This is a genomic window from Candidatus Pelagisphaera phototrophica, from assembly GCF_014529625.1.
Taxonomy (GTDB): Bacteria; Verrucomicrobiota; Verrucomicrobiia; order Opitutales; family Opitutaceae; genus Pelagisphaera; species Pelagisphaera phototrophica.
Genome location: NZ_CP076039.1, coordinates 380,675 through 405,377, shown reverse-complemented (window position 1 = coordinate 405,377; position 24,703 = coordinate 380,675). Strand labels below are relative to the sequence as shown.

Sequence of the window (24,703 nt, the reverse complement as noted above, 5' to 3'; positions counted from 1 at the left end):
CAAATGCCGACGCCGCTAAACGCGCTCTAATCCATAAAAACAATTTACCTATGAGTTCCATGATTCCATCACCCTTGTATAAGAAAGAGTTCGAGCATGACGCCTGTGGCGTCGGCTTTCTCGCCAACATCAACGGAGAAAAGTCCCATGATTTGCTCAAGAAGACGATCCAGGCCCTCAAAAACCTTGCCCACCGTGGAGCTATCGATGCTGACGCCATCACAGGCGACGGCGCCGGAATTCTAACACAAATTCCCTACGACCTGTTTCGCGAGTTCCTGGAAGAGGAGGGCAAAAACCTCTACCACGAGGAGGATCTAGGCGTCGGCGTTATCTTCCTACCTAAAGGCGACCAATACGCTCAATCTCATGCCAAGAAACTCGTGGAAGAGGCCGTGAGGAGAGAGGGGCTCAGCGTGCTCGCTTGGCGGGATGTCCCCGTTGATGATAGTTGTCTTGGTCAGAAAGCGAAGGAGACTCAGCCCAAGATCGTGCAGATTCTAACGGCCAAGACAGATGATCTCGATGCAGCCGCTTACGAGAGAAAACTCTTCCTCGCCCAGAAATCAGCTGAGCGTCAGGCGGAGTACGAGAATATCGAGGACTTCTACATCTGTTCGTTCTCCAATCGTACGATTGTTTACAAGGGGATGCTCAACTCTCCCCAGATGCGGCCTTATTTCAAGGACCTCAAGAATAAGGCGTACCAAACCGCATTCGCAATTTTTCACCAACGATACTCAACCAACACCTTCCCGTTCTGGCACCTCGCTCAACCGTTCCGGATGATGGCCCACAACGGTGAGATCAACACCATACGAGGCAATCGCAACCTGATGCGAGCACGCGAACGTTCCAACATTCATGGCGTTTGGGGCGATCGCTTTTCCGACCTGCGTCCTATCATCCAACCGGATTTGTCTGACTCGGCCAGTTTCGACAACGCCCTGGAACTTATCACACTCGGAGGAAGGAGCGCTCTTGAGTCCGCCATGATGATGATGCCTCCAGCTTGGGAGAACAACGACCAGATCAGCGATGAGCTGCGCGGATTCTATGAATATTACGCGTGCATGCTCGAGCCCTGGGACGGACCCGCGGCAATCGCCTTCACCGACGGCCGCTACGTCGCCGCATCACTAGATCGAAACGGACTCCGTCCCGCTCGGTACAAAATTTATGACGATGGGACCATACTTCTCGCATCAGAACTTGGCCTCATTGACGAAACGGACCTGAAGACCGTCCGCTCGGGCCGCTTGGGTCCTGGCAAAATGATCGCCATCGACCTGGAGGAAAAGCGATTTCTCGATAACGACGAGATCAAGCGCACCATTAGTGCCGATCCTAGATTCAAAGAATGGTGTCAGGGACACCTCACCGACCTCCACGAGTTTTCTAAGAATTTGTCCTCCGAAACCGCGAGTTCAGAGGACAACAATTTACAAAAGCAGCTTGCTTTTGGCTACGATAAGGACGAGTTCGACGTTGTCCTAAAGCCAATGGCTCTGACCGGGATGGAGGCAACCGGCTCCATGGGGGATGACACTCCTTTAGCTTTTATCAGCCGTCGACCAAGACTACTCTATACCTACTTCAAGCAGCTCTTCGCTCAGGTCACCAACCCGCCAATCGACTCCATACGAGAGCGTTCGGTCATGTCGATCAACATGTTTCTGGGAGGGCGGCTCGGTCTCTTTGAAGACATGCCGCAGAGTGCAGGTTTCGCTAAGATCCACTCACCCGTCCTATACAACAACGAAGTTAACGCTCTCTTCAACGTCAATGGCCTAAAGGATCGAGTGGCTCGACTGGACATAACGTTTGACATTTCCAATGGCGCAGCAGGGCTGGAAACCGCAGTGAAGGAACTAACCAAGCGAGCCAAAGCCACCGTCGAAGAAAAGTCGACTAAGGTCCTCATCCTAACGGATCGAGGAGTGAATAGTGAACGGGTTTCGATTCCTATGCTTCTGGCAGCTGGTGCGGTCCATCAAGCGTTGGTCAGATCGGGGCTTCGTTTGAAGTGTGATATCGTTGCGGAAACTGGGGAAGCTCGGGATGTACATCAAATAGCTTGTCTCCTCGGATTTGGTGCCAACGCGGTCAACCCATACATCGCCCTCTCTGTGGTACAACGCCTCGCAAAAGATGCCGAAGAGGAAGACCTAAAGTTAGATCCCAACCAAGCCTTGTTTAATTACCGAAACGCGATCGAAAAGGGGCTTCTAAAAATAATGGCCAAAATGGGTATCAGCACGCTTTCCAGCTATTGTCGTGCCCAGATTTTTGAAGCCATAGGTCTTTCGCAGACCCTTGTAGATGATTGCTTCCTCGGCACCCCCACTCCAATCGGAGGTATCGGATACAATGAAATTGGTGAGGAGGTATTCATCCGTCACCAACAAGCATTCGGTGACGAAAATCCAGAATTAACGAGTGCCGGCTATTACAAAGTCGTCCGCAAAGGAGGGGAGTTTCACGCCTGGAACCCGAAAGTCGTCGGAGGGATGCACCGTTTTCTCAAAAAAGGCCAGAATGAAGACTTCGAAAAATATAAGGAACAATCAGACAACCATCAGCCGTATGCGATCAAGGACTTACTGAAGATCAAGTTTCCTGAATCAACCAGTACCAAGCTTGAGCAGATTGAACCGATCGAAGACATTCGACGCCGCTTCACGACCGCAGCCATGTCGCTGGGGGCACTCTCCCCCGAATGCCATGAAACGCTCGCAATTGCTATGAACCGCATTGGGGGCAAATCCAATTCCGGAGAAGGTGGGGAAGATCCGCGGCGCTACTCGCTACTAGAAAATGGAGACAATGCGTCCTCGGCAATAAAACAGGTGGCTTCTGGAAGATTTGGCGTTACCGCCGAGTATCTCTCAACGGCCAAGGAGATTGAAATCAAGATGGCTCAAGGTGCCAAGCCAGGGGAGGGCGGTCAGCTTCCTGGGCACAAAGTCTCACCAATGATCGCTCGCTTGCGTTTCAGCGTACCAGGCGTCACCTTGATCTCCCCGCCGCCACACCATGACATCTACTCGATTGAGGATTTGGCTCAGCTAATTTTCGACCTGAAAGAAGTAAACCCACGGGCTAAAGTTTGCGTCAAACTCGTATCCAGCTCGGGAGTCGGTACCGTGGCAGCAGGGGTTGCAAAGGCCTACGCTGACGTAATACTTGTCTCAGGACACGATGGGGGTACCGGAGCCTCTCCGCTATCTTCAATCAAGCACGCCGGATCTTCCTGGGAGATTGGTTTGGCAGAAACACATCAAGTACTGATGATGAACGGTCTCCGTAATCGTGTTACACTACGAACCGACGGCGGTATGAAGACTGGAAGAGACATCATTATTGCAGCAATGCTCGGTGCGGAGGAATACAACTTTGGAACCGCAGCGATGATCGCAGCCAGCTGTGCAATGTTTCGCGTGTGTCATTTGAATACATGCCCTGTTGGGGTCGCAACGCAACGCGAAGATCTTAGGGCTAAGTACAAGGGCACACCGAAGAATGTTATCAACTATTTTAACGCAGTTGCTGAAGACGTACGGTCATACTTGGCAAAACTGGGCTTTCGTAAATTGGACGATCTCATAGGAAGAGTCGATCTGCTCGAACAGATCGACGATCCAGAGAATCCCAAGACACGTTTGGTAAATCTCAGCGGGCTGCTTCATGATCCTGACCCGACTGGCGAGTCTCCTCGAATTCATACACGTCCTCGAAATGAGCGTCTCGGTTTCGAGGGAGGGATCGATCAGACGATCATTCAAGAGTCCAAAGATGTGATTTCAGGAAAGATTGCGTCGTTCCGCGGCAAATATAAAGTTGGAAATACGGATCGCTGCTTGGGTACTCACTTGTCAGGAGAAGTTGCATACATTCGTGGAAGCAACCACCTCCCCCCTGGATCTATCGACCTTAAGTTTATCGGAACCGCAGGGCAGAGTTTCGGCACTTTCCTCGCTCCAGGTATTCGAATGCACCTTTTCGGAGAAGCAAACGACTATGTTGGCAAGGGTATGAGTGGCGGCGAAATCATTATCCGTCCCCGAGAAGAGGAAAGCTACGTTTGGAAAGACAACACGATCGCAGGAAATACCTGCCTCTATGGAGCAACCGGCGGGCACCTCTTTGTGGGGGGCTGCGTAGGAGAACGGTTTGGCGTTCGAAATAGCGGCGCGATTGCTGTAGTCGAAGGCCTTGGAGAACATGCTTGTGAATACATGACAGGCGGGCTCATTGTTTCACTTGGAGGCTCCGGTTCCAACTTCGGAGCTGGCATGAGTGGTGGACTGGCTTTCGTTTATGATGAAGACGATCACTTCGAAAACAACTACAACCCCGAAATGGTGGGGATTGAGCGACTGAGTGATAGCGGCGAAGTGGATGCCCTTAAGAAGATCGTTGAAGCCCATGCGACCGCAACCTTAAGCCCGCATGCCGCGTCTCTGCTGGAGAATTGGGAAAGAACCGTCAGTAAATTCTGGAAGGTAGTTCCACATCCTTCATCCCCTGACATTCCGAAAAACGTACTCAAACTCGAGTCGCTAAATATCGCGGTGCAAACTTAGCTAAGGTTTCAATTATTGCACAAGAATCCCTTCTTTCTTTGTAGGGATTCTTTGTTTTTAAAATTCGTGTCCAGACCTACCTTTGGTTCGTCTGCAAAAACGCCACGAGCCGCTTTGCGATCACCGGTCCAATCCCATCCACCGTCGACAAGTCGCCGAGGGGGGCTTTGCGAAGATTCTCAATCGTTCCAAACCGCTTCATTAATAAGGCTCGTTTTTTTAACCCGAGACCCGGAAAGTCGTCCAAGATACTTTCCTTTACTTTCTTGCTGCGGAGATCTGCATTGTACGTATTTGCAAAACGGTGCGCTTCATCCCTCAGCCTCTGAAGCAGCTGTAAGCCTCCGTGGCTCAGCGGCAATCGCAACGGAGGCCGCTCGTCAGCGAAGATAATTGTTTCGTGCTTTTTCGCTAAGCCAATTATCTGCGGAGGCTCTAGGTCCTGCACAAGAAATGCCTTTATGGCAGAGCTCACCTGGCCCCTTCCGCCGTCAATCACTACCAGGTCGGGAAACGGCTTTTCTTCTTTCGCCAGGCGACGATATCGACGCCCAACCACTTCCTCCATCGAGCGGAAGTCGTCATTGCCTTCAAAACTCCTTATTTTATAACGGCGGTATTGTGCCTTGTTTGGATGGCCCTTTTTGAACTGCACCATTGATGCGACCACAAAGGTTCCGGAGATATGGGATACGTCGAAACACTCCATGACAACCGGTAGACTCTTTAATGCTAGGGCCGCTTTGAGCTCAGTGAGTTCATTCGACAGGTCTCTTGAATCCCCACGTTCTCGTTCAAACTTTCTTGTCTTCCTTAACGAGGACTCGAGGGCGAAGGCAATGTCTCGAAGTTCCGCTGCTTTCTCGAAATTCTTATTCTCTGCCTCAGAGACCATCTTCTTCTTAATATCAGCCAGCAACTCCCTGGACTTGCCCTCGAGAAAGGAACACGCTTTTTCAACTCTAGCCAGATACTGATCTCTGGTAACGATGTTGGAAAACCCGTAAAGCTCAGCACGGACGTCTTCATAGAGTTGAAATCGTCCATCGCCCAATGTCTTCGGATTCGAATCGCTTAAGAGGACCCCGAATTGCCGGCGCATCTCCGCGAGCGTCTTTCTGATGTGATAGGCTTGGGCGAAGGGCCCAAAGTACCTTGCCCCGTCTTCCTTTTTAAATCGAGCGAGCGTAAATCGAGGCAGTTTTCTGGTTTGATCCAAGCGAACCAGAAGGAAGCGTTTGTCGTCCGTAAAATCGGTGTTGTACTTTGGCCGCCATTTCTTGATGAGCTGGCCTTCTAACAACAGTGCTTCCGGTTCAGAATTAACTTCGATAATCTCGAAGTCTCGGATCATCTCAACCAGCGCCCTAATTTTCGGCTGGCTCGTGAAGGATCGCGAAGGTTGGAAATAAGTCGACACACGTTTCTTCAAACTCTTGGCTTTCCCGACATAAATTACGGATCCCAAACGATCCTTCATCAGATATACGCCCGGGGTAGAAGGCAATCGACGCACCTTTTCCTTCAATTTGCTTGATCCCGCTGTTGGCATTTTCGGTAACTTAACTCATTAATCCCCCAAGCCAAGAGAAGCTTGGTCTCCCATAACTGAAAACCAGATGCCTAAAGTCAAAAAATTCATGCTCATCACCCTTGGAGAAGAACTTCTTCTAGGGCTTACCGCCAACGGGCACCTTACCTACATTGGCGGTCAGCTTAGGCAACGAGGCATTACACTACACAGCAACTACACTATTTCAGATGAGGGTCCTGATATCGAGGAGCAGTTTCGGTATTGCTGGGAACGGGCTGACGTATTGATAACGACTGGGGGCCTCGGTCCTACCGTCGACGATCGCACTAAAGAAGAAATTGCTGGTGTGCTCGGTGAAAAACTCGTTTTCGACCAATCCATCTTAGCTACCATAGAAAATCGATTCAGGGGTATAGGCAAGCCGATGTCAGAGAACAACCGCAAGCAAGCGTACCGGCCTGAGAATGCAGAGGTTATAGAAAACGCGATGGGAACCGCTCCTGGGCTTTGGATGAGCAAGGATGGGAAAATTCTTATCATGCTTCCAGGACCACCCAACGAGCTACAGCCAATGTTCGAAAACCAGATTATTCCGCGACTGGAAGAACTGGATTACGTCGACGAACAAGAAAATTACCTCCAGATTAAAACGATAGGGATAGGTGAGTCCGCATTGGAAAACCAGTTTCAATCCATTTTTCAACAACACGAAAACTTGTCAGTTGCCTATTGTGCCCATCAGGGCCAAGTAGATTGCCGTATTAGCTTTCACGATATTGACAAGAACAAGTCTCGACTCTTAGAAATCGCAGAAGCTTGCAAAGGTCTTCTCGGAGATGACTTCTTGTGCTTCGGGCACCAATCTACTGTTGAGGTTGTATCCAATATTTTGGGGAAAAATGGCCTAACACTCGCAACTGCCGAAAGCTGTACTGGTGGCCTTATCGCCGATACATTTACAAACCTTCCTGGCTCTTCAGAATACTTTAACGGAGGCATTGTTAGCTATAGCGATCAATCTAAGATTCAAATTTTAGGTGTTCCAAAAAAACTCATACAAGAGGAGTCTGCTGTAAGTTCAAGCGTTGCGATCGTAATGGCCCAAGGAGTAGCAGAAAAACTGGATACAGACTATGGTCTAAGCGTTACCGGCTACGCTGGGCCAGTTGGTGGTACCGGCAAGGACCCTGTAGGGACTGTCTATATCGGGCTCCACACGCCGAGCGGAACACTCTCCCAACGGTTTAGTTGGAAAAGCGGGCGCTTGGCCACCAAGAAGAGGGCCCTTCATGCCGCCCTCGACCTGCTCAGAAGAAAACTCATCGCTGAAAAACGGAATGTGGTTGAAGCTCACGAAAATGGCATTGAGGGGACGGGTTCGAGAAGATGAACCAGAACAATGGTGGAAAAACGCCGACCGACCAACTCGGTAGGCCCCTGAGAGATCTCCGTATTTCCGTTACCGACCAGTGCAATTTCCGCTGTGCCTACTGTATGCCCAAAGAGGTATTTGGACCCGATTACCCATTTCTGTCGAAAAACGAGATTCTTACAAACGAGGAGGTCCACAAACTCGCCCTTTGTTTCGCTGAGTTGGGAATCGAGAAAATCAGACTAACCGGCGGAGAACCCCTCCTGAGAAAAAATCTCGTTCCTCTAGTGAACTGCTTGTCTCAGATTGACCTAGTAAAAGATCTGTCTCTTACCACAAACGGAACACTTCTGCCCCGCTACGCTAAAGATCTGAAGAAATCCGGACTGAATCGTATCAACATCAGCCTCGATGGGCTCAGTCCAATCGTCTTTAAAGAGATGAGTGGCGGTCGCGGCGAACCCGCTGCGGTTCTGGAAGGCATTGAAGCCGCTGAACAGGCTGGTCTAGAGGTCAAGGTGAACATGGTTGTCAAGAAGGGAGTAAACGAAGGGGAGGTCCTTCCAATGGTTCGGTTTTTTCGAGACAAAAGGATTACTCTTAGATTCATCGAATACATGGATGTTGGAAACTCGAACCAATGGAGATCAAAAGAAGTCCTTCCTGCGAAGGAATTATTGGATGCAATCGGAAAAGAATTTCCATTCCAGCCCATCGACCCAAGCTATAGGGGGGAGGTAGCTGCTCGCTACCGATACACCGATGTACCCGCTGAATTTGGGCTTATCAATTCGATAACGAAACCTTTTTGCTCAGATTGCAACCGAGCGAGATTGTCAGCCAACGGATACCTATACACCTGCCTTTTCGCTACTTCCGGACACGATTTAAAAACGATTGTGAAGTCTGGAGTCAGTCGGTCGGAATTGACTAAGCACATTTCAGGGATTTGGAGAGCCCGAAAAGATCGGTATTCTGAAGAGCGTTCGTCTCAAACCAATAGCCAGAGGAAGATTGAGATGTCTTATATTGGAGGCTGATCGAAGGAAGCTATCCCCGGCTCGTAAAACCGAAATAGCTCAGTAGCCAGACCTCTTTCCACACACGGTACCGACCCTCCCATGTAATACGCCCCATTTCTTCTTGGAGATGGTGAGGGACCAGAAAACCCGCCTCAATGTTAGTACGCTCTAAAACTCCCTGTTGCTGGTTAATGTCGTCTATCGGATCGATTTCGTACTGCTCTAGTTCGAAGCCTTCGATGCGCTTTTTGTGATACTTTAACAGCCGAGCTGGATTTCGGCTCCATAGTTTCCGACAGACATCCCAATTTTCAGGATAATAGCCCCCGTACGGTGTATTCAGATTATCCGTGATAAAATGCCCTCCATCAACCGAGTCCGACGTAAACGAAATACAGTGGCTTATAAAACCATTTCCCAGAGGCACGAATAAGATTTGCGCCCTTATTGTTCCTGTTTCGTCTTGATACACCGACGATCGAATATCGACTTCGTATCCAATATTGGCTATCAAAGTTTGTTCCTTCTTGAACTTGTTAATTCTCAGCCAATTCCTAAGTTCGATCAGCTTCTGCTGTGCAGGCCATTCTTCACCAGTAGTGTTGTTGCGGAAGCGGGGAAACAAGGGTATATCGCTTTGGCTCATCGCACTAATGGCTACCCAGGTATAGAGCGTTTCCAATAAAAGCCAGAAAAGAAAAAATATGACCGCTAATGCCCAAAAAGGCCGATCCGCCCATTCCATCTTATCTACCAAAAAAGCTAAGCCAAACGAAACGCAAAGCCATCGTACCCAACGATTCAATACACTAATGGCCAAAAAATTGGTCTTGCTGTTTGCATAGCTAAGAACGATTGACAGGACAAGCAGGGCAGAAACCGAAATTTGTCCATCGATTGTGATGATCTCGTTAATACGCATTAAAATCGAAGGTAAATTTTTCTAAGACCACCAATCAGTTAAATGGAAGTTCTCTTCCACAAATTTGTTACCTAAAACGAGTATGCTTTAGGTATACCGGACAGGCATAATGACGCAGAGGAAGCTTTCTAGCGTTTTAAACACACCTGGGCTCACTTCATCTTTCAGTTCAAAGAATATCTCGTCTTTCGACAGCGCCTTGAGCGGATCCATCAGGAAAGCAGGGTTAAAAGCAACCTGTAGATCCGGTCCGCTGTAGTCTATAGCCAGTGATTCATGCGATTCACCGAAATCCGGGCTCGATGCACTGAGTTCCATAAGATTGTTGCTGATCTGAATCTTGACTGAGTTCGACTTGTCGGTTGCGACCAGCGCTGCCCGATGAATGGACTGCAAGAAGAGCTCTCGCTCTACCTTGATCCTCTGATGGGTTTCCTTCGGAATCACTTGCTGGTAGTTCGGGTAATTTCCTTCCACTACTTTTGACACGAGAAGAATATCTCCGACGAAGCCCTCCGCTTCGTCCTTTGTATGGATCTGAAAAGCAACCCGTCGGTCATTGAACGCAATTTTGAGATTCTCTCCTTTATCGAGTAGGCGGGTCAGTTCCGAAACTGTTTTGGCGGGCAAGATCAAGCTCCCCGAAAGCCCTTCGCCCACCTCCATCTCGTGGTCGATCTTTGCCAACCGGCGCCCGTCAGTTGCAACGAGGCTCAGTTTTCCAGAACCATCCGAATCTTCGGGCTCGGAAAACGTGAAGTAGACCCCATTCAACATGTAACGGGTTTCGTCGGAAGACTGAGCGTAGGAAACGCTCTTGAGCATGCTGGCGAGATTGGACTGCTCGATCGTGAAAGAGCGATCATCCGAAAATTCAGGAAGCGCCGGAAATTCATCCCGACTTATGCCCATGATCTTGAAAAGCGAACCACCAGAAGTAATTTTAACTTGGTTGTTGGGAGAAGCTTCAACTTTCACATCGCTGTTGGGAAGCTCTTTGATGATAGTCGCCAGACGTTTGACCGGCAAGGTAATCGCTCCTGCCTCCTCGACATTCGCCTTAATCCGAGCACAAATTCCAAGATCTAGATTGGTTGTCGTCAAAGAGAGCGTTTCTCCGTCAGCTTCGATCAGCACATTGCTGAGGATCGGCATGGACGCTTTAGATCCAACCACGTTTAGGACTTGTTGGAGGCCATTGCTGAAATGATCGCGGTGGATTTTGAATTTCATTTGTCTGTAATTAGGAGTAATTTCTAGTTACTGACAATTCGAATGAATAAGAATTAATATCTATTTAAAGTAATCTCTATTACTATGCTCTGTGAATTAATGGTATAACAGGTGTAAGCATTTGGATGCGAGCTATTAATCAAGAATTACAATTGTTGATTTAAGCTGAGTCTTTGGGTGCCTGACACCAACATGTTAAGTATTTTTTGCAAAATCGGGCTTGTTGGGCAGTTATTCACGAGTTGTTGAGGGAGCAAATTAGCTCATTTCGCGCGTTCTTTACGCCGTATTCGCTGAATCATCAATAGATGGCGAATAACTCCGTAGAACAGATAGCCGAGGAAAGTAAGGGCGAGCGCGTACTGTTTGTATAGGTAGACGAATGCGGCGATAGCCAGCATAAGGATAAAGGTTCTCAGGCGAACTTTGGTATTCCAATCGACACTTTTAAAACTGGGGTATCTTATCGGGCTAATCATCAAATAGGAAATGAACACCATAAGGATGGGGAGTGCGATGGCCCACCTCTGAAGATCGTGATTATTGATTACGAGAACCAGCGTAGCGATCATCCCGGCAGCAGCTGGTACGGGCAGGCCAATAAAGTCGCTGTTCGTCCGATCGATATTCGCAGGATAGATTAGGGGATGAGTGATCACATTGAAACGAGCAAGTCGTACCCCTGCGCACAGGAGATAGACAAAGCCTAGAAACCAACCTATATTTCGAAAAAAGAGGCTCTCCTCGGGATTTAAAATCAGAAACATGACCATCAACGCGGGAGCCACCCCGAAGGAAACCATGTCTACGATTGAATCGAACTCTTTCCCAAAGAGAGACTCGCGTCCTCCGAGTCGCGCGACTCGTCCATCGAGTGAGTCGCAAAGCATGCCCCCAAGAATGAAAAGCACCGCCTCCGCGTATAACTGGGCGGGATTCTCGAAAGGATCGTCGAGCATCACGTTGTACCGGGCCTGAATGCATTTCATGATCGCCATAAATCCGCAAAACAAGTTGCCCGCGGTAAACAGGTTCGGAAGCAGGTAGATTCGGCTGGCCTGAGAACTGTCGATCTTCGACGTTCCGGATTCCTTCGGATGTGGGGAGCTCAAATCAATTGGATCGGGTGAGTGTTTCGAGGTACTTCCAGAAAGAAGAGTGCTGCTCTACTAATTGTTCCTCAGATATGGGTAGTTTAGTCCTGAAAATGAAGTCCGTAAGCGTGTTTTTATGGAGAATGCAAACCGTGTGTAAGGTGATTCCGTCCCGCTCGAAGTAAAGACGATAGTCTCCTGAGCGCAGTCGATACATTGTCTTCTTGCCGCGAGAGAAACTGCCAAGGGGCTCCCTTGGATCGTTGAGCTGAGACTCCGATAACTGGCTCAGCGGTCCGATCACCTCGAGTTGCTCAAGGGTCTCGAGCTTTTTTAGCTCTGCTAAGCACTGGTCGCTGAAAGTGACTTGAAACATGTCGTGATTCGTAACTTGGGAAAAGATTTGATACCAATGCGTTTCCGACGCAATAACGGACTGCGACCCTCAAAAGATCGGCATGTTTCCCTAGAGTGATTTACTCAAGCGACCCTTATAGCTGCGGGCTAGCTCGATATTCGCTTCCATCGCCCCTTCTGTATTCTGGCTGCGGAGCAGGGGGGTAGGGCTCCCGTTGGCGATGAGAATCTCCAAAACCTCCATTTGTAGCAGATTAATGAGAAGGGCGCCTGCGAGGGTAGATGTGGGGCCACCAGATTGTTCCCGACCGGGTAGCTCGACGATCGCATCCCCCATCGTCCCGCAATTATCGAGGGTGTAGTCAGCCACTGCATACAGTTTCTGACCAGAAGCGTGAGTCGTTTTCACTTGTCGCGTCATCGTCATCGAAGTGAGAGCGATCACCGTTAGACCTTTCTCCTTAGCGTATTCAGCGATCTCGATAGGTGAACAATTTTTTCCAGAATTGGAAATAACGATGATAAACTCCCCGGATTTCAGTCCATGATTTCGATCGTAGCGGGCTGCCAAAGCGCGACCATATCCTGGTAGGTTCTCGATAAATCCACCTGTTGTATCTAAAATAGCGCTCACGCAAACCAGTCCTCCAGCTCGGCCCACCATTTCTCGACCTATGATTTCGGAATGACCACTACCAAAAGTATGGATAACTCCTCCAGCTGCCACGGAATCGGCGATCAAGGGAGCCAGCGCCTCGATCTTCAATTTATTTTCCAAGTAGACGCGGTCGAGTAGAGACAGGCTTGTTTTTAAATAGCTTTCCTTAAGCATGAGTATCGTATCTGTGTAAATTGAAAGGAGTCGTGAAATTTTTGTATCGTCGTTTTAGAAATTGCGGCAAACGGATCGTTTTGCAACAAGCCAATTCAAAGGCCATTCGTACGTGTATGAAACACGAGCGACAGTGAGCCGATAATCCAAGTAATACTATGACTGATGTCTCGGCACTGAGCCAACTCGACCAACTAAAGCAATTCACAACCGTCGTCGCAGATACGGGAGACTTCCAAACGATTAAGGAATTCGCCCCTCAAGACGCGACTACCAACCCTACCTTGATTCTAAAAGCGGTTGAAAAAGACGAATATGCAAGTCTTGCGGATAAAGCAGTAGCAAGCTGCCGAGACAGTGGATTGTCAGGTCAGGCTCTAGTGGATGCCGTGGCTAGTGAATTGCTCGTCTTGCTCGGTATAGAGATTTTGAATATTATTCCGGGACGAGTATCGACGGAGGTGGATGCCCGACTCTCCTATGATACTGAAGGCACGATCGCCAAAGCTAGGGAAATAATTAAACTCTATCGATCTAAAGGCGTAGATTCCAATCGCGTGTTGATTAAAATCGCTTCAACCTGGGAGGGAATCAATGCCGCGAAAGAATTGGAAAAAGAAGGCATACATTGCAACCTAACCCTCCTGTTTTCTTTGGTTCAGGCGGTTCATTGTGCAGAATCTGAAATCACTCTAGTTTCCCCGTTCGTGGGCCGAATCATGGACTGGTTCAAAGCGAAGACAGGTCAGGATTATGCTCCACAAGATGATCCCGGCGTTCAGTCGGTCCAGAGTATCTATAACTACTACAAAAAATTTGGATACAGTACTGAAGTCATGGGAGCAAGCTTCCGAAACAAAGGAGAAATCGTCGAACTAGCGGGTTGTGACTTGCTGACAATTTCCCCGGGATTCCTGTCTGAGCTTCAGTCAAGCGACGATAACGTTGAACGAAAACTTAGTCCTGATGCGGCTCAAAGCATGGATATTGAGCGAATTGAAGTTTCGGAAAAGTCTTTCCGATGGATGATGAGCGAAGACGCCATGGCGAGTGAAAAAACCGCTGAAGGAATTCGAAACTTTGCCGCGGATATTCGGAAGCTAGAGACAATGATTCAAACCAAACTATGGTGAGCGCGTAGGGCTGGTGCTCGCGCCACAACGGTTGGATTTGACACAACTCGGTTCAATTCTCTACAGGAGTGTCGATTGCGACGACCGCATTGCTGTGTCATCTACCCTCAAGTATCTCGTAGGATACGGCTTTACGCCGCGATCCACTGTTAAGGATCATCGCCGGTGTAAAACCGTTCCTACAATCTCAAAACAATGACTGTGAACGCACCCAATCAAGAGCGCCACCCACATCTTCAAACGCCCCGTCCAGCTGTGCTTCGTAGGCTCGATCCAAAATGGGTTTAAATTCGGGACCTGGTTTTCTGCCGTGCTCAATCAAATGGCGCCCGCGCAACAGAGCCTTGGGTGCAGAATCTTTTAACTCTAGTTCGGCAATTCGTGCTTTGAATTCGACCAAGCGTTTTTCTTGGGCTTCGGAAATAAGCGGTGGTCTTCCTTGGTGGTCCGCTAGCATAACTTGGTGAAGTTCTTCTGTCGTGGCGGGATTGATACGTCTTGAAAGCCTACGAAGGCTTGCATCTGAAGGCTTCGAATCCGGAAATGAATTTAGGTAGTGATGGTTTTCAACGAGTTTCCTTACCTTCTCTTGAATCCCGAGAGGAGTCCCGATTCGGGTTAGAAAAGATTCCGAAAGCCAACCGCTTTCCTGATCGTGTCCTGGACTAATCCAGCGGAGTTTCCCTCGCTTTTCCGCGAAACGGGTGCATCGAGCTTTGCCGAGATCGTGACACAGTACTGAGAATATTAATACAGAACGTTTATGGTCGGCATAGTCCTGCCATTCGGGTGAATCAACTACGGCATCCAAACAATGTAGTGTATGAATAAATACATCGCCTTCGGGGTGCCATTCGGGATCTTGTGGTAGGCGGACGAGCGAGTTGATTTCCGGGAAAAAGGAAATCCAGCCTGAGTCTCTTAGAGCGATTAGGCCCTTGGATGGGAAGATAGATTTGGTTGACCACTTACACCACTCACCCCAAACGCGTTCAATCGCCAGACTAGAATACTCCCGTTTCATTTCCCGACAAAGTTGGGCAGTACTGGGATCGAGCAAGAGCCCGAAACGTCCTGCAAATTGAATGGCCCGCAAGGCCCGAAGCGGATCCTCTGAAAACGCTTTGCTTACATGGCGCAAAATACCCTTTTCCAAATCATCCCGACCACCGAAGTAGTCAATCACCACGCCCTTATTGGGATCGTATTGGAGAGCGTTGATAGTGAAATCCCGACGTTTCAGTGCTACTTCAGGCTCGAGATTTGGATCAGCCTGCACTTCAAAGCCACGGTGGCCCGTGCCAGATTTGCATTCTGTTCGTGGGACGGTGAAATCGTATTCTGCCCCTTGGGTCCAAAATTTGACGACTGCGAATGACTTCCCCACCAAGTCAGTCCTCCCCGTTTTACGAAGCGCTTCGACAATGGCTTCAATTTCCAATCCGTACACCTCCACGTCGAAATCAGACGGTTCATTGCCGAGCAAGGCATCCCGGACACAGCCACCGACAAGGCGGCTTTCCCCCCCTATCTCATTTAAGAGAGCAATGGCCTCCTTGAGTCCTCGAGGGATTCGGATTTTGAAGGGTATTACTGTCGGGTGTGCTGTCATGAATGCCTTAAAACGATTTGCTCCTCGAAAAGAGCAAAACTATCCAGCCGGCGATTAAACTCAATCCTCCCAAAGGTGTAATGGGTCCCAGTACGGGCCATCGTGTGAGAGCCAGTCCGTAAAGCGATCCGGAAAACAAAAGAATGCCGCCAAACCAAAGCCACATGGCGACTTGGGCTAAACGGTCGAGATCTCGAGATTCTAAAGCTGCGAGGAAGTACAGAGCTACCGAGTGCACCAAATGGTAAAACGCTGCGGTCTTCCAGGCTTCGAGTGTTCCATGAGCCACTAATTGGGCTTCAAGTTTGTGAGCTCCCAACGCTCCTAGGCCGATTGCGAGTGCGGACGATAGGGCACCGACATTTTTAAAGTTCATGGGACAAGAATCAATCGGCGCAGCGTCTTAATCTAGCCAAATTTTCACCCAGTACCATTCATCCGCTGTTCAATCGCCTATTTAAATCATCATTCCGCTTTCTGAGTCCGACGTGAACTTTGCCTTCCAAATTTAGATTGAGTCACTATATTTCGTCTATGCATCTCGGCCGAAAGCCCCAACCCATTTTAGCAATTGCCTGCTCGCTTGTTGCCGCCCTTTTGGTTTCTGCCGCTATTGAAGATGATCCCTACGCGTGGATGGAGGAGGTCGAAAGCGAAAAGGCGCTCGCCTGGGCCAAGGAGATTAGCGAAAAGACGACGACTGAGTTTGAGGCAGTTCCCGAGTTCGAAGGCATTCACGCCAAGTTTGTGGAAATCTACAATTCCAAGGACCGAATCCCAGGTCCTGCCTATAGTGGGGGGATGCTTTACAATTTCTGGCAGGACACAGATCACGTGCGGGGAATTTGGCGGCGTACAAGAGTGGAAAGTTACTTTGAGGACGAGCCAGATTGGGGAATCGTGCTTGATCTTGACGCGCTTGAAGCCGCTGAGGGTGAAAACTGGGTATGGAAGGGAGTTACTTTTTTGCCTCCCGAAGACAGATTTGCGATGATTCGGCTTTCTCGAGGTGGGGCAGACGCCACGGTCCAGAGGGAATTTGATACTCAGGAAAAACGATTTGTTGAGAATGGATTCTACCTGCCCGAAGCCAAGTCCCGCGTCTCTTGGCTCGATGAAAACACCCTCTACGTGGGAACAGATTTCGGCAACGAAACGCTAACGGATTCTGGATACCCTCGTATATCCAAACGGTGGAGCCGTGGCCAAACATTGTCTGAGGCGACTATCACTTTCGAAGGGCGGACTGAAGATGTTTCCGCCGGTACCTACGTTTCCCATAGACCAGAGAACCGCTACGAGATAGTATCCGTTTCACCTGAATTTTTCAGGAACACTAGTTATCTGAAACTGGGAGAGCGTCTCGTAAAGCTGGATCTGCCAGATGACGCTGAGCTGAAATTCATATTCAAGGAAAGGCTATTGATTTACTTGCGATCGGACTGGGCGATCGACGGTAGCAACTATCCAGGTGATGCGCTGCTGGCTATTGGTCTAGATGATTTCCTGCAGGGTAATCGAGACTTTGAAATTCTCTTTTATCCAGAAGAAAGGATCGCCTTTAACAGCCTTGCCCACACGCGCGATCACTTGATCTACTCCACTCTAGATAACGTCTCCAGTCGCCTTTACCGATTGAGACTGTCTAAGGACTCATGGTTAAAAGAAGAGATAGGCCTGCCTGGATTGGGTACGGTTGCACTGGCTAGTAGTAGTGAGCGAGATAACAGCTTCTTTTTCTTCTATTCGGATTTTCTGACACCTTCCAGTCTCTTCCATGTAGACGATGGTGGGCTTCCCAGAAAGGTTAAAACGTCCCCTGCTTGGTTTGACCCGACGGGGATGCGCGTTGTGCAAAACGAAGCTACGTCCAAAGACGGCACGAAGATCCCATATTTTTTGGTGATGCCAAGGGGCTTTCAAGCGGATAGCAAAAATCCAACCCTCGTCTATGCCTATGGAGGATTCGAGATCTCTCAAAAGCCCCGCTACTCAAGTTCGGTGGGTTCTGCCTGGCTTGAGCGTGGGGGCGTTTACGTTTTGGCGAACATTCGTGGAGGGGGAGAGTTTGGCCCGAAGTGGCATACCGCGGCCATAAAAGAAAAACACCAGACAAACTTTGATGATCTGATTGCAGTAGCTGAAGACCTAATCAGGCGAAAAATCACCTCGGCTGAACACCTCGGGATACAGGGTGGCTCGCAAGGGGGCCTGTTAGTGAGCGGAGCCTTTACCCAGCGGCCCGACCTATTCAAGGCAGTTGTAAGTGCGGTCCCTTTAGCGGATATGAAACGCTACAACAAATTGCTGGCGGGTGCCAGTTGGATGGCTGAATATGGAAATCCTGATACCGAGGATTGGGAGTATATGAAGCTTTGGTCTCCCTATCAAAACCTGAGTCCTGACAAAGAATATCCGGAAGTCTATTACTGGACCAACACTCGAGACGATCGGGTTCACCCTGCCCATGCCCGCAAAATGGTTGCACGTTTGCAGGAGTTTGGTAAGCTGGTTTACTATTACGAAAACACGGAAGGAGGTCATGGTGGCGGAACTAATCCAAATCAGCGAGCTTACACGTCAGCCTTGTCTTACGCCTACCTTTGGAAAATGTTGCGATGACACCCAAGACTTGGGAAGCCTAAGCGAAATTTTCGAAAATAGGGCAAAACTGTTAGAATTCTCGGCTCGCATGCTGCAAATGAGCAACTAATGGTGGGTTCTATTGTCAGACTTGTTTCTCGAATCAAACCAAACCTGAAATGAACATTCGATACACCACAGCAGGGCTATTTGCACTGGTTACTGCCTCAATTTCGCAAAGTGAGGAGTATACACTCAGTCTAGACCTGACCTTTGACACCAAGTACGTTTTTCGCGGAGCCCAGCTGGCGGACAATGTATTTCACCCTTCGATTGAGTTTGGGAAAGACGACTTCTATGCGGGAATCTGGGCATCGCAGCCGATCGAAAATCGTGGATTGCCAGAGAGTTGGGACGACGAAGTGGATTTTTATGTCGGCCAAGGTTGGGCGATCGGCGAAAAGACCAGTGTCGATTTTGGAGCAGCCTACTATTATTTCCCTACCGGTGATAGCCGACTGGAGCCCTACGTGGGAGTGACACGTGAGATTTTGGGAGTGGTTGCCTCATTCTACCTCTACCGCGATTTGGACATCGATGCCACTACCTCCGAAGGGTCCGCTCGGTACAGCGTTCCTCTGGGTGCGAAGACTTCTGTCGATCTTGGGGTGCACTTTGGACTCCTAAATGTGGACGATATTGGTAAGTACCTTTACTACGGAGCGGACGTGGTTTTTCCGGTCCAACTCAAAGAAAACGCCGTTCTCTCGATAGGGGTCCATTACTCGGACAGTGAAGAGGGGTCGCCGACTCCGGAAGCGCACTTTCATGGCTCTACCTCGCTAACGATGAGATTCTAGTCCGAGAAGGACTCGAATCCCCTTTGGCAGACCAATCAAAAAAACTCGCAAAATCATTGACATGCCTTAGCGAGGGGGTAGGAGTTTTCCTCTTTTTCTCGAAATCCGATGAAAACATTTCTCGCCAAAAAGGAAACCACTAAACGCGACTGGGTTATAGTCGACGCCAAGGACCAAGTCCTAGGCCGCCTCGCCGTAAAAGTAGCGAATTTGCTTCGTGGCCGAGACAAGGCCACCTACACGCCGCACGTTGACACCGGAAATTTCGTTGTTGTGATCAATGCCGACAAAATCGTTCTCACGGGAAAGAAAAACGAGCAGAAGAAGTATATGTTCTACAGCGGCTACGTGGGTGGTGAAAAATATCTCAGTGTCGCCCAGATGCAGGAAAGACGCCCCGATTTCGTCGTAAAGCACGCCGTCAAAGGAATGCTTCCTAAAAACCGGCTGGCCAGCAAGATGCTCACCAAGCTCAGGGTGTTCGCAGGTGAGGAACATCCTCACGAAGCACAACAACCCAAAGCGGTATCAGTTTAATAACACTCTCAGAAAATGGCAGACACCAACAGTGAATACCTTGGAACCGGACGCCGGAAAACGGCGGTCGCTCGCATACGGCTAACGGAAGGCTCAGGTCAGGTTAAGATCAACGACAAAGCCGCTGCCGATTTCTTTTCTCACGAGAATTTCTCCCGGTCCGCTCTGCTTCCGTTCACCACAATCGAAGCGAAAGACAAATTTGATGTAGTTGCCAAAGTGCAAGGCGGCGGAGACAGTGGCCAAGCGGGTGCATTGGCACTCGGTATCGCACGTGCGCTACTCAAGTTTGATTCAGAGCTTCGAATACAGTTGAAGCAAGCCGGTCACCTTACTCGCGACCCTCGAATGAAGGAACGCAAGAAGGCAGGACAACCAGGGGCGCGTAAGAAATTCCAGTTCTCAAAGCGCTAAGCCAACTCAAAATACTTTTTCGACAAGGCCCTCTCTGGTTTCACTACCTCAGGGGGTCTTTTTGTTTTCATACATCATTAATTTTATATTACCTCTTCTATCCAGCGATCAAACCCGTTGGAACTAATTTTCAAGACAGACAATTTAAGCGAATTATTCAATGAACACGGCAATCGTAGGCGCATCCGGATATGGCGGAGAGATTCTCGTCAAAATACTAGCGGCTCATCCGAAAGCTAATCTCGTGGCTGTTACCTCGAGAAGCGAAGCGGGCAAAAGCGTTGGCTCAGTGATGCCTGAGTTGCGAAGTGTCCTCGATTCATTGAAGTTTGAAAACTCTGATCCACACGCCTTGGCAGCCAGAACGGATATCGATTGCGTGTTCTTGGCGGTCCCGCATGGGGTAGCTGCCGAGTATGCAGGAGTAATTTCAAAATCGGGAAAAAAGGTAATAGACTGTAGTGCGGATTTTAGGATTTCTGATCCGGCTATTTACAAAGAGTATTATGGGCAGCCCCATCCAGATGAAGTGCTCCTAAAGGACTCTCAGTATGTATTGCCTGAAATTACTGAAGACGGATGGGCTGAGAAAAAGCTCTTTGCCTGCCCAGGTTGTTATCCGACGAGTATTCTGATTCCGCTTTATCCTCTTTTGAAAAAGCAAGTGATTGGAACGAAGCACATCGTGGCGAACTCCTTTAGCGGCACCAGCGGTGCAGGGAAGCAGTCTAGTCAGGCATTCTCCTATTGTGAAGTAAATGAAAGTGCAAAAGCGTATGGAATTCCCAAGCACCGGCATCTTTCAGAAATCGAAGAGCAACTTGGGCTCGCCGGACAGGGACCGGTAGTGCTCCAGTTCAATCCTCACCTTGCACCCATGAATCGTGGTATTCTAACTACGATTACGGTGCCGGCTGGGCAGTCGACTATCGAGGATCTCTATGGCGCTTGGAAGGAAGCCTACGGTGGACGTCCGTTTGTTTATATCCTTTCAGCGGATACTAGACCTGAGACGAAGTACACGGTTGGAACTAATCGGGTCGATATGTCTGCCACCAAGGATGAAAGAACCGGGAATTTCGTGATTACGTCTGCGGAAGATAACCTTATGAAAGGTCTAGCTGGGCAGGCAGTACAAATCATGAACCTATGGCAAGGTTGGGACGAAACAACGGGATTGCTCAATGTCTAGTTCTATCACATTCAAAACGGACACGGAAGGTGTTACGGATTCAGAGGGATTCTTTGCTTCTGCAGACTCGGCGGATATTCGTGGCAAGGGTGACGAAAGATTGGATACCGGGGTCTTGTATTCGATTGCACCCTGTGCCGCTGCAGGAGTTTTTACGAAGAACGCAGTGAAAGCTGCACCGGTTCTCGACTGCGAGAGAGTCTTACGAGCTGGGGGCCCCGTTTTTGGCCTTGTTGCTAATAGTGGAAATGCGAATGCCTGTACAGGAAACCAGGGAATTTCGGACTCACTGTCGATGCTCCAGACAGCGGAGTCAGCGAGTGGTAGCCCGAAGGGCAGCTTTCTTGTCTGCTCCACCGGAAGAATCGGCGATTTTTTGCCGATGGATAAAATTACTCCCACAGTTAAGTCTGTAGCTTCGAGGGCTCTTGATGGAGAGAAGGAAGGGACAAAATTTTCTGAGTGTATCTTAACATCAGATACAAGGAAGAAGACATGCACTGCAACCTTTGCAGTAGAAGGCAATACAGTGACCATTGGAGGGGCTGCCAAGGGTGCGGGGATGATCCAGCCTAATATGGCAACGATGCTAGCTTTTATCACCACTGATATCGCTGCGGAATCAACGGTTCTCCAAGATCTATTAAAAGAGTCGGTCAAACATTCCTTCAATGCGATCACGGTTGACGGTGATATGAGCACCAACGATACGGTACTGCTTCTGGCGAACGGACAATCAGGGGTATCACTCGATGAAACTTCGATGAAACGCTTCCAGGAAGCGTTGTTCCAGGTTTGTGATTGCCTGGCCGACAAGATCGTGGCAGACGGCGAGCGAATTACAAAGGTTGTTGAAATACTAGTTGCGGGAGCTGCAAGTGATCAAGATGCTGAGAGCATCTCTCGCTCAATCGGCAATTCATTGCTCGTGAAGACATCATGGTATGGCAACGATCCTAACTGGGGCCGATTGATGGAGGCGCTTGGCTATGCGAATGCTCAGATTGATCAGTACATTATTGATATCAGTTATGACGGCGTACCGGCTCTCGTTGGGGGAGATCCCGTACCGGAAAATAAACCTAAGTGGAAGAAGGTTGTTTCGAAACCGAGGTTTACGATTCGGATAAACATGCACCAAGGTGATGGTAATTTCAGATTGAGGGCTAGTGACCTGACAGAAGATTACGTTGATTTTAACAAGAGCGAATAGCGCAAGCGATGGCGAATATTAGACAGAAAAAGATGGATGATATTATCTCCAAGGCTGCGGTATTGGTCGAAGCCCTACCTTACGTCCAGGAGTTTCGTAATTCTGTATTTGTGATAAAATACGGCGGGAGTTTTATGGATGATCCAAATCCTGAGATTCGAGCAAGTGTTGCGGGAGATATTGCCTTTCTCTCAGCTGTCGGGATTCATGTAGTAGTCGTTCATGGGGGCGGCAAAGCGATCAGCCGGGCTCTCGAGGAAAAGGGTCTCGAAGCTAAGTTCGTTAATGGCCTTCGGTATACGGATGAAAACACGATTAAAGTGGTAGACGAAGTCCTCAGCCACCAAGTGAACAGCGATGTATGCGAAATGTTGCAAATTCGGAACGATCGCCCACTCGGAATTCCGGGCCCTACGGTACTAGAAGGGGAAAAGTATACCGAAGATAGTCAGGGCAATTCGGTCGATTTGGGTTTTGTCGGCAACGTGCTGGCAGTAAAGTCCAAGATCATCAAAAAGGCGATCAGAGACGGGTACACGCCAGTGATTTCACCAGTAGCCAAAGGAGCAGACGCTAATTTGTACAATGTGAATGCAGATGTGGCTGCAGCCTGTGTCGCCAGCGCTTTGAGAGCGAGGCGCCTGGTTTATCTGAGCGATGTTCCAGGTTTGCTGAGCGATCCAAGTGATCTCAATTCTCTTATCCCAACACTGAGGGTAAATCAAATTAACAAACTGAAAGCTGATGGCACGATCAGCCAAGGAATGCTGCCTAAGATCGATAGTTCGATAAAGGCGTTGGATTCGGGCGTACATCGGGTTCACTTTATCGATGGACGTCTTCCTCATAGCCTTTTGCTGGAAATCTTTACGGATAAGGGGATCGGAACGGAAATCGTTCACTAAGAGAACTTACTGGATACGCCTTAGCTATACAAAAATTGAGATGAAAGAAAATACGAACACTGAGGAGCTCTATTTCGATAATGTACTTGGCAATTACGGATTACCGCCCGTAACGTACGTGCGTGGTCGTGGGCTTCAACTATGGGATGACACAGGGAAGGAATATTTGGATTTCTGCTCTGGAATTGCAGTGACGAGTATCGGGCATTGTCACCCAAAGTTGGTTACCGCAATCCAGGAACAAGCGGCGGAACTGTTGTGTGTTAGCAATTTGTATCGCAATCAGAACCAGGCGATTCTGGCCGCAAAGCTGAATGAAAAAGCGGGTGGAAAGGGAAAAGTGTTCTTTTGCAACAGTGGAGCTGAAGCGAATGAAACGCTAATAAAATTAGCACGGCTCTACGGTTGCCAGAATGCCGGATTGGAAGGCAAGCAATACAAAATTGTTTGTGCGGAAAATGCCTTCCATGGCCGTACTTTTGGTGGAATGAGCGCTACGCCAAAAGTGAAAATCCAGCAAGGTTTCGCACCTCTTGTTGAAGGCTTCGTTTTTGCCGAACTTAACAATCTTGAGAGCTTCACCGCGGCGATTGACTCAGAAACGGCAGCTGTATTTATAGAAACAATACAGGGAGAAGGAGGCATTTTCCCTGCAACCATTGAATTCTTACAGGGCTTGCGGAATCTTTGCGATGAGCGTGGAGTGCTGCTTTTAATTGATGAGGTACAATGTGGCGTGGGAAGAACCGGTCACTTCTTTGCCTTTGAGAAAGCGGGTATTAGGCCAGACGCAATTGGAATGGCGAAAGGTCTGGGTGGTGGGGTTCCCATCGGGGCGGTTTGGATCCGTGATCCGCACGCGGAGCTTTTCCAGCCAGGGACGCATGGCACTACTTTTGGAGGTACTCCACTCATCGCCGCTGCGTCCCTCGCAGTTCTGGAAACGATCGAAGAGGAGAATCTCCTTCAAAACGTCGTAACCAATAGTGAATACGTACTTAAGCGTTTGAATGAACTCAAGACGGAACTTCCTGAGTATATTCTGGATATTCGTGGAGCGGGATTCATGATCGGAATCCAGATTGCGGATTCGTCTTTTGATGTGGTTGCCAAATTAAGAGAAGGTGGACTAATCCTTCCTCCGGCGGGGGCTGATGTCGTTCGCTTTCTTCCTGCATTGACGGCGACGAAACAGGATTTCGATAAGGCTCTGGAAATATTTAGCGCAGCGGTAAGGGAAAGAGCAACGGCAAATAACGCGGCAGTATAGGTGACGCAGCATCGTTAATACAATTAAGTTGG

General features: G+C 49.0%; 20 protein-coding genes. 12 read left to right on the top strand and 8 right to left on the bottom strand.

What is annotated here, in order from left to right; genetic code table 11:
- Positions 1 to 50: 50 nt before the first annotated feature.
- Positions 51 to 4,586: a glutamate synthase large subunit gene (gene gltB / locus GA004_RS01915; RefSeq protein WP_283395600.1), complete on the top strand. Its 4,536-nt coding sequence runs from the start codon at positions 51 to 53 to the stop codon at positions 4,584 to 4,586.
- 76 nt (positions 4,587 to 4,662) lie between these two features.
- On the opposite strand, the gene GA004_RS01910 is transcribed toward gltB, so the two are convergent.
- Complete coding sequence (locus GA004_RS01910; RefSeq protein WP_283395599.1) at positions 4,663 to 6,138, bottom strand: excinuclease ABC subunit UvrC; 1,476 nt, start codon at positions 6,136 to 6,138, stop codon at positions 4,663 to 4,665.
- Positions 6,139 to 6,205: 67 nt separating this feature from the next.
- On the opposite strand from GA004_RS01910, the gene GA004_RS01905 reads away from it, so the two are divergent.
- Positions 6,206 to 7,510, top strand: a complete 1,305-nt coding sequence (locus GA004_RS01905; protein ID WP_283395598.1) for a competence/damage-inducible protein A — start codon at positions 6,206 to 6,208, stop codon at positions 7,508 to 7,510.
- Positions 7,507 to 8,532, top strand: coding sequence for a GTP 3',8-cyclase MoaA (moaA, locus tag GA004_RS01900; protein ID WP_283395597.1), 1,026 nt, complete (start codon positions 7,507 to 7,509; stop codon positions 8,530 to 8,532). Before GA004_RS01905 ends, moaA begins: the two co-directional genes overlap by 4 nt.
- A 10-nt stretch (positions 8,533 to 8,542) precedes the next feature.
- On the opposite strand, the gene GA004_RS01895 is transcribed toward moaA, so the two are convergent.
- The 5 genes from GA004_RS01895 to GA004_RS01875 form a co-directional block, all read right to left on the bottom strand.
- Positions 8,543 to 9,436, bottom strand: coding sequence for a hypothetical protein (locus GA004_RS01895; RefSeq protein ID WP_283395596.1), 894 nt, complete (start codon positions 9,434 to 9,436; stop codon positions 8,543 to 8,545).
- Positions 9,437 to 9,523: 87 nt separating this feature from the next.
- Positions 9,524 to 10,669, bottom strand: coding sequence for a DNA polymerase III subunit beta (gene dnaN / locus GA004_RS01890; RefSeq protein WP_283395595.1), 1,146 nt, complete (start codon positions 10,667 to 10,669; stop codon positions 9,524 to 9,526).
- Positions 10,670 to 10,932: 263 nt separating this feature from the next.
- A complete protein-coding gene (gene pssA, locus GA004_RS01885) occupies positions 10,933 to 11,781 on the bottom strand; it encodes a CDP-diacylglycerol--serine O-phosphatidyltransferase (RefSeq protein WP_283395594.1) in 849 nt (282 codons plus the stop codon).
- A 1-nt stretch (position 11,782) separates the two neighbouring features.
- Positions 11,783 to 12,139 carry a type II toxin-antitoxin system RelE family toxin gene (locus tag GA004_RS01880; RefSeq protein ID WP_283395593.1) on the bottom strand — a complete coding sequence of 119 codons (357 nt, stop codon included), beginning with the start codon at positions 12,137 to 12,139 and terminating at the stop codon, positions 11,783 to 11,785.
- Positions 12,140 to 12,229: 90 nt separating this feature from the next.
- The gene (locus tag GA004_RS01875; RefSeq protein ID WP_283395592.1) at positions 12,230 to 12,952 is read right to left on the bottom strand and encodes a sugar isomerase domain-containing protein; all 723 of its coding nucleotides are present in this window, start codon (positions 12,950 to 12,952) and stop codon (positions 12,230 to 12,232) included.
- Between the two features lie 158 nt (positions 12,953 to 13,110).
- On the opposite strand from GA004_RS01875, the gene tal reads away from it, so the two are divergent.
- Complete coding sequence (gene tal, locus GA004_RS01870; RefSeq protein WP_283395591.1) at positions 13,111 to 14,085, top strand: transaldolase; 975 nt, start codon at positions 13,111 to 13,113, stop codon at positions 14,083 to 14,085.
- Between the two features lie 187 nt (positions 14,086 to 14,272).
- On the opposite strand, the gene GA004_RS01865 is transcribed toward tal, so the two are convergent.
- Together GA004_RS01865 and GA004_RS01860 are read right to left on the bottom strand one after the other, a co-directional pair.
- Positions 14,273 to 15,697, bottom strand: a complete 1,425-nt coding sequence (locus GA004_RS01865; protein ID WP_283395590.1) for a CCA tRNA nucleotidyltransferase — start codon at positions 15,695 to 15,697, stop codon at positions 14,273 to 14,275.
- Positions 15,698 to 15,704: 7 nt separating this feature from the next.
- Complete coding sequence (locus tag GA004_RS01860) at positions 15,705 to 16,073, bottom strand: DUF423 domain-containing protein (RefSeq protein ID WP_283395589.1); 369 nt, start codon at positions 16,071 to 16,073, stop codon at positions 15,705 to 15,707.
- Positions 16,074 to 16,231: 158 nt separating this feature from the next.
- Here GA004_RS01860 and GA004_RS01855 point away from each other — a divergent pair, with 158 nt between their 5' ends.
- The 8 genes from GA004_RS01855 to GA004_RS01820 all read left to right on the top strand — a co-directional run bounded on the left by GA004_RS01855 (position 16,232) and on the right by GA004_RS01820 (position 24,671).
- Positions 16,232 to 18,319, top strand: a complete 2,088-nt coding sequence (locus GA004_RS01855) for a prolyl oligopeptidase family serine peptidase (protein WP_283395588.1) — start codon at positions 16,232 to 16,234, stop codon at positions 18,317 to 18,319.
- Positions 18,320 to 18,459: 140 nt separating this feature from the next.
- Complete coding sequence (locus GA004_RS01850; protein WP_283395587.1) at positions 18,460 to 19,140, top strand: TorF family putative porin; 681 nt, start codon at positions 18,460 to 18,462, stop codon at positions 19,138 to 19,140.
- 108 nt (positions 19,141 to 19,248) lie between these two features.
- On the top strand, positions 19,249 to 19,677 hold the full coding sequence (gene rplM / locus GA004_RS01845; RefSeq protein ID WP_283395586.1) for a 50S ribosomal protein L13: 429 nt from the start codon (positions 19,249 to 19,251) through the stop codon (positions 19,675 to 19,677).
- Between the two features lie 15 nt (positions 19,678 to 19,692).
- Positions 19,693 to 20,091, top strand: a complete 399-nt coding sequence (gene rpsI, locus GA004_RS01840; RefSeq protein WP_283395585.1) for a 30S ribosomal protein S9 — start codon at positions 19,693 to 19,695, stop codon at positions 20,089 to 20,091.
- Positions 20,092 to 20,251: 160 nt separating this feature from the next.
- Entirely contained in the window at positions 20,252 to 21,283 is a 1,032-nt protein-coding gene (gene argC / locus GA004_RS01835) for an N-acetyl-gamma-glutamyl-phosphate reductase (RefSeq protein WP_283395584.1), read from the top strand.
- The gene (gene argJ, locus GA004_RS01830) at positions 21,276 to 22,496 is read left to right on the top strand and encodes a bifunctional glutamate N-acetyltransferase/amino-acid acetyltransferase ArgJ (RefSeq protein WP_283395583.1); all 1,221 of its coding nucleotides are present in this window, start codon (positions 21,276 to 21,278) and stop codon (positions 22,494 to 22,496) included. The genes argC and argJ overlap by 8 nt, the downstream gene beginning before the upstream one ends.
- Before the next feature lie 8 nt (positions 22,497 to 22,504).
- Complete coding sequence (gene argB / locus GA004_RS01825) at positions 22,505 to 23,401, top strand: acetylglutamate kinase (protein WP_283395582.1); 897 nt, start codon at positions 22,505 to 22,507, stop codon at positions 23,399 to 23,401.
- 40 nt (positions 23,402 to 23,441) lie between these two features.
- Positions 23,442 to 24,671: an aspartate aminotransferase family protein gene (locus GA004_RS01820; RefSeq protein WP_283395581.1), complete on the top strand. Its 1,230-nt coding sequence runs from the start codon at positions 23,442 to 23,444 to the stop codon at positions 24,669 to 24,671.
- Positions 24,672 to 24,703: the final 32 nt, after the last annotated feature.

What these genes read in the sequence shown, in the direction of transcription:
- argJ (WP_283395583.1), top strand. Translation starts at nt 21,276, where the DNA reads ATGTCTAGTTCTATCACATTCAAAACGGACACGGAAGGTGTTACGGAT.
- GA004_RS01820 (WP_283395581.1), top strand. Translation starts at nt 23,442, where the DNA reads ATGAAAGAAAATACGAACACTGAGGAGCTCTATTTCGATAATGTACTT.
- argC (WP_283395584.1), top strand. Translation starts at nt 20,252, where the DNA reads ATGAACACGGCAATCGTAGGCGCATCCGGATATGGCGGAGAGATTCTC.
- GA004_RS01855 (WP_283395588.1), top strand. Translation starts at nt 16,232, where the DNA reads ATGCATCTCGGCCGAAAGCCCCAACCCATTTTAGCAATTGCCTGCTCG.
- GA004_RS01860 (WP_283395589.1), bottom strand. Translation starts at nt 16,073, where the DNA reads ATGAACTTTAAAAATGTCGGTGCCCTATCGTCCGCACTCGCAATCGGC.
- GA004_RS01910 (WP_283395599.1), bottom strand. Translation starts at nt 6,138, where the DNA reads ATGCCAACAGCGGGATCAAGCAAATTGAAGGAAAAGGTGCGTCGATTG.
- GA004_RS01850 (WP_283395587.1), top strand. Translation starts at nt 18,460, where the DNA reads ATGAACATTCGATACACCACAGCAGGGCTATTTGCACTGGTTACTGCC.
- GA004_RS01895 (WP_283395596.1), bottom strand. Translation starts at nt 9,436, where the DNA reads ATGCGTATTAACGAGATCATCACAATCGATGGACAAATTTCGGTTTCT.
- moaA (WP_283395597.1), top strand. Translation starts at nt 7,507, where the DNA reads ATGAACCAGAACAATGGTGGAAAAACGCCGACCGACCAACTCGGTAGG.
- rpsI (WP_283395585.1), top strand. Translation starts at nt 19,693, where the DNA reads ATGGCAGACACCAACAGTGAATACCTTGGAACCGGACGCCGGAAAACG.
- dnaN (WP_283395595.1), bottom strand. Translation starts at nt 10,669, where the DNA reads ATGAAATTCAAAATCCACCGCGATCATTTCAGCAATGGCCTCCAACAA.
- GA004_RS01880 (WP_283395593.1), bottom strand. Translation starts at nt 12,139, where the DNA reads ATGTTTCAAGTCACTTTCAGCGACCAGTGCTTAGCAGAGCTAAAAAAG.
- GA004_RS01875 (WP_283395592.1), bottom strand. Translation starts at nt 12,952, where the DNA reads ATGCTTAAGGAAAGCTATTTAAAAACAAGCCTGTCTCTACTCGACCGC.
- argB (WP_283395582.1), top strand. Translation starts at nt 22,505, where the DNA reads ATGGCGAATATTAGACAGAAAAAGATGGATGATATTATCTCCAAGGCT.
- GA004_RS01905 (WP_283395598.1), top strand. Translation starts at nt 6,206, where the DNA reads ATGCCTAAAGTCAAAAAATTCATGCTCATCACCCTTGGAGAAGAACTT.
- GA004_RS01865 (WP_283395590.1), bottom strand. Translation starts at nt 15,697, where the DNA reads ATGACAGCACACCCGACAGTAATACCCTTCAAAATCCGAATCCCTCGA.
- rplM (WP_283395586.1), top strand. Translation starts at nt 19,249, where the DNA reads ATGAAAACATTTCTCGCCAAAAAGGAAACCACTAAACGCGACTGGGTT.
- gltB (WP_283395600.1), top strand. Translation starts at nt 51, where the DNA reads ATGAGTTCCATGATTCCATCACCCTTGTATAAGAAAGAGTTCGAGCAT.
- tal (WP_283395591.1), top strand. Translation starts at nt 13,111, where the DNA reads ATGACTGATGTCTCGGCACTGAGCCAACTCGACCAACTAAAGCAATTC.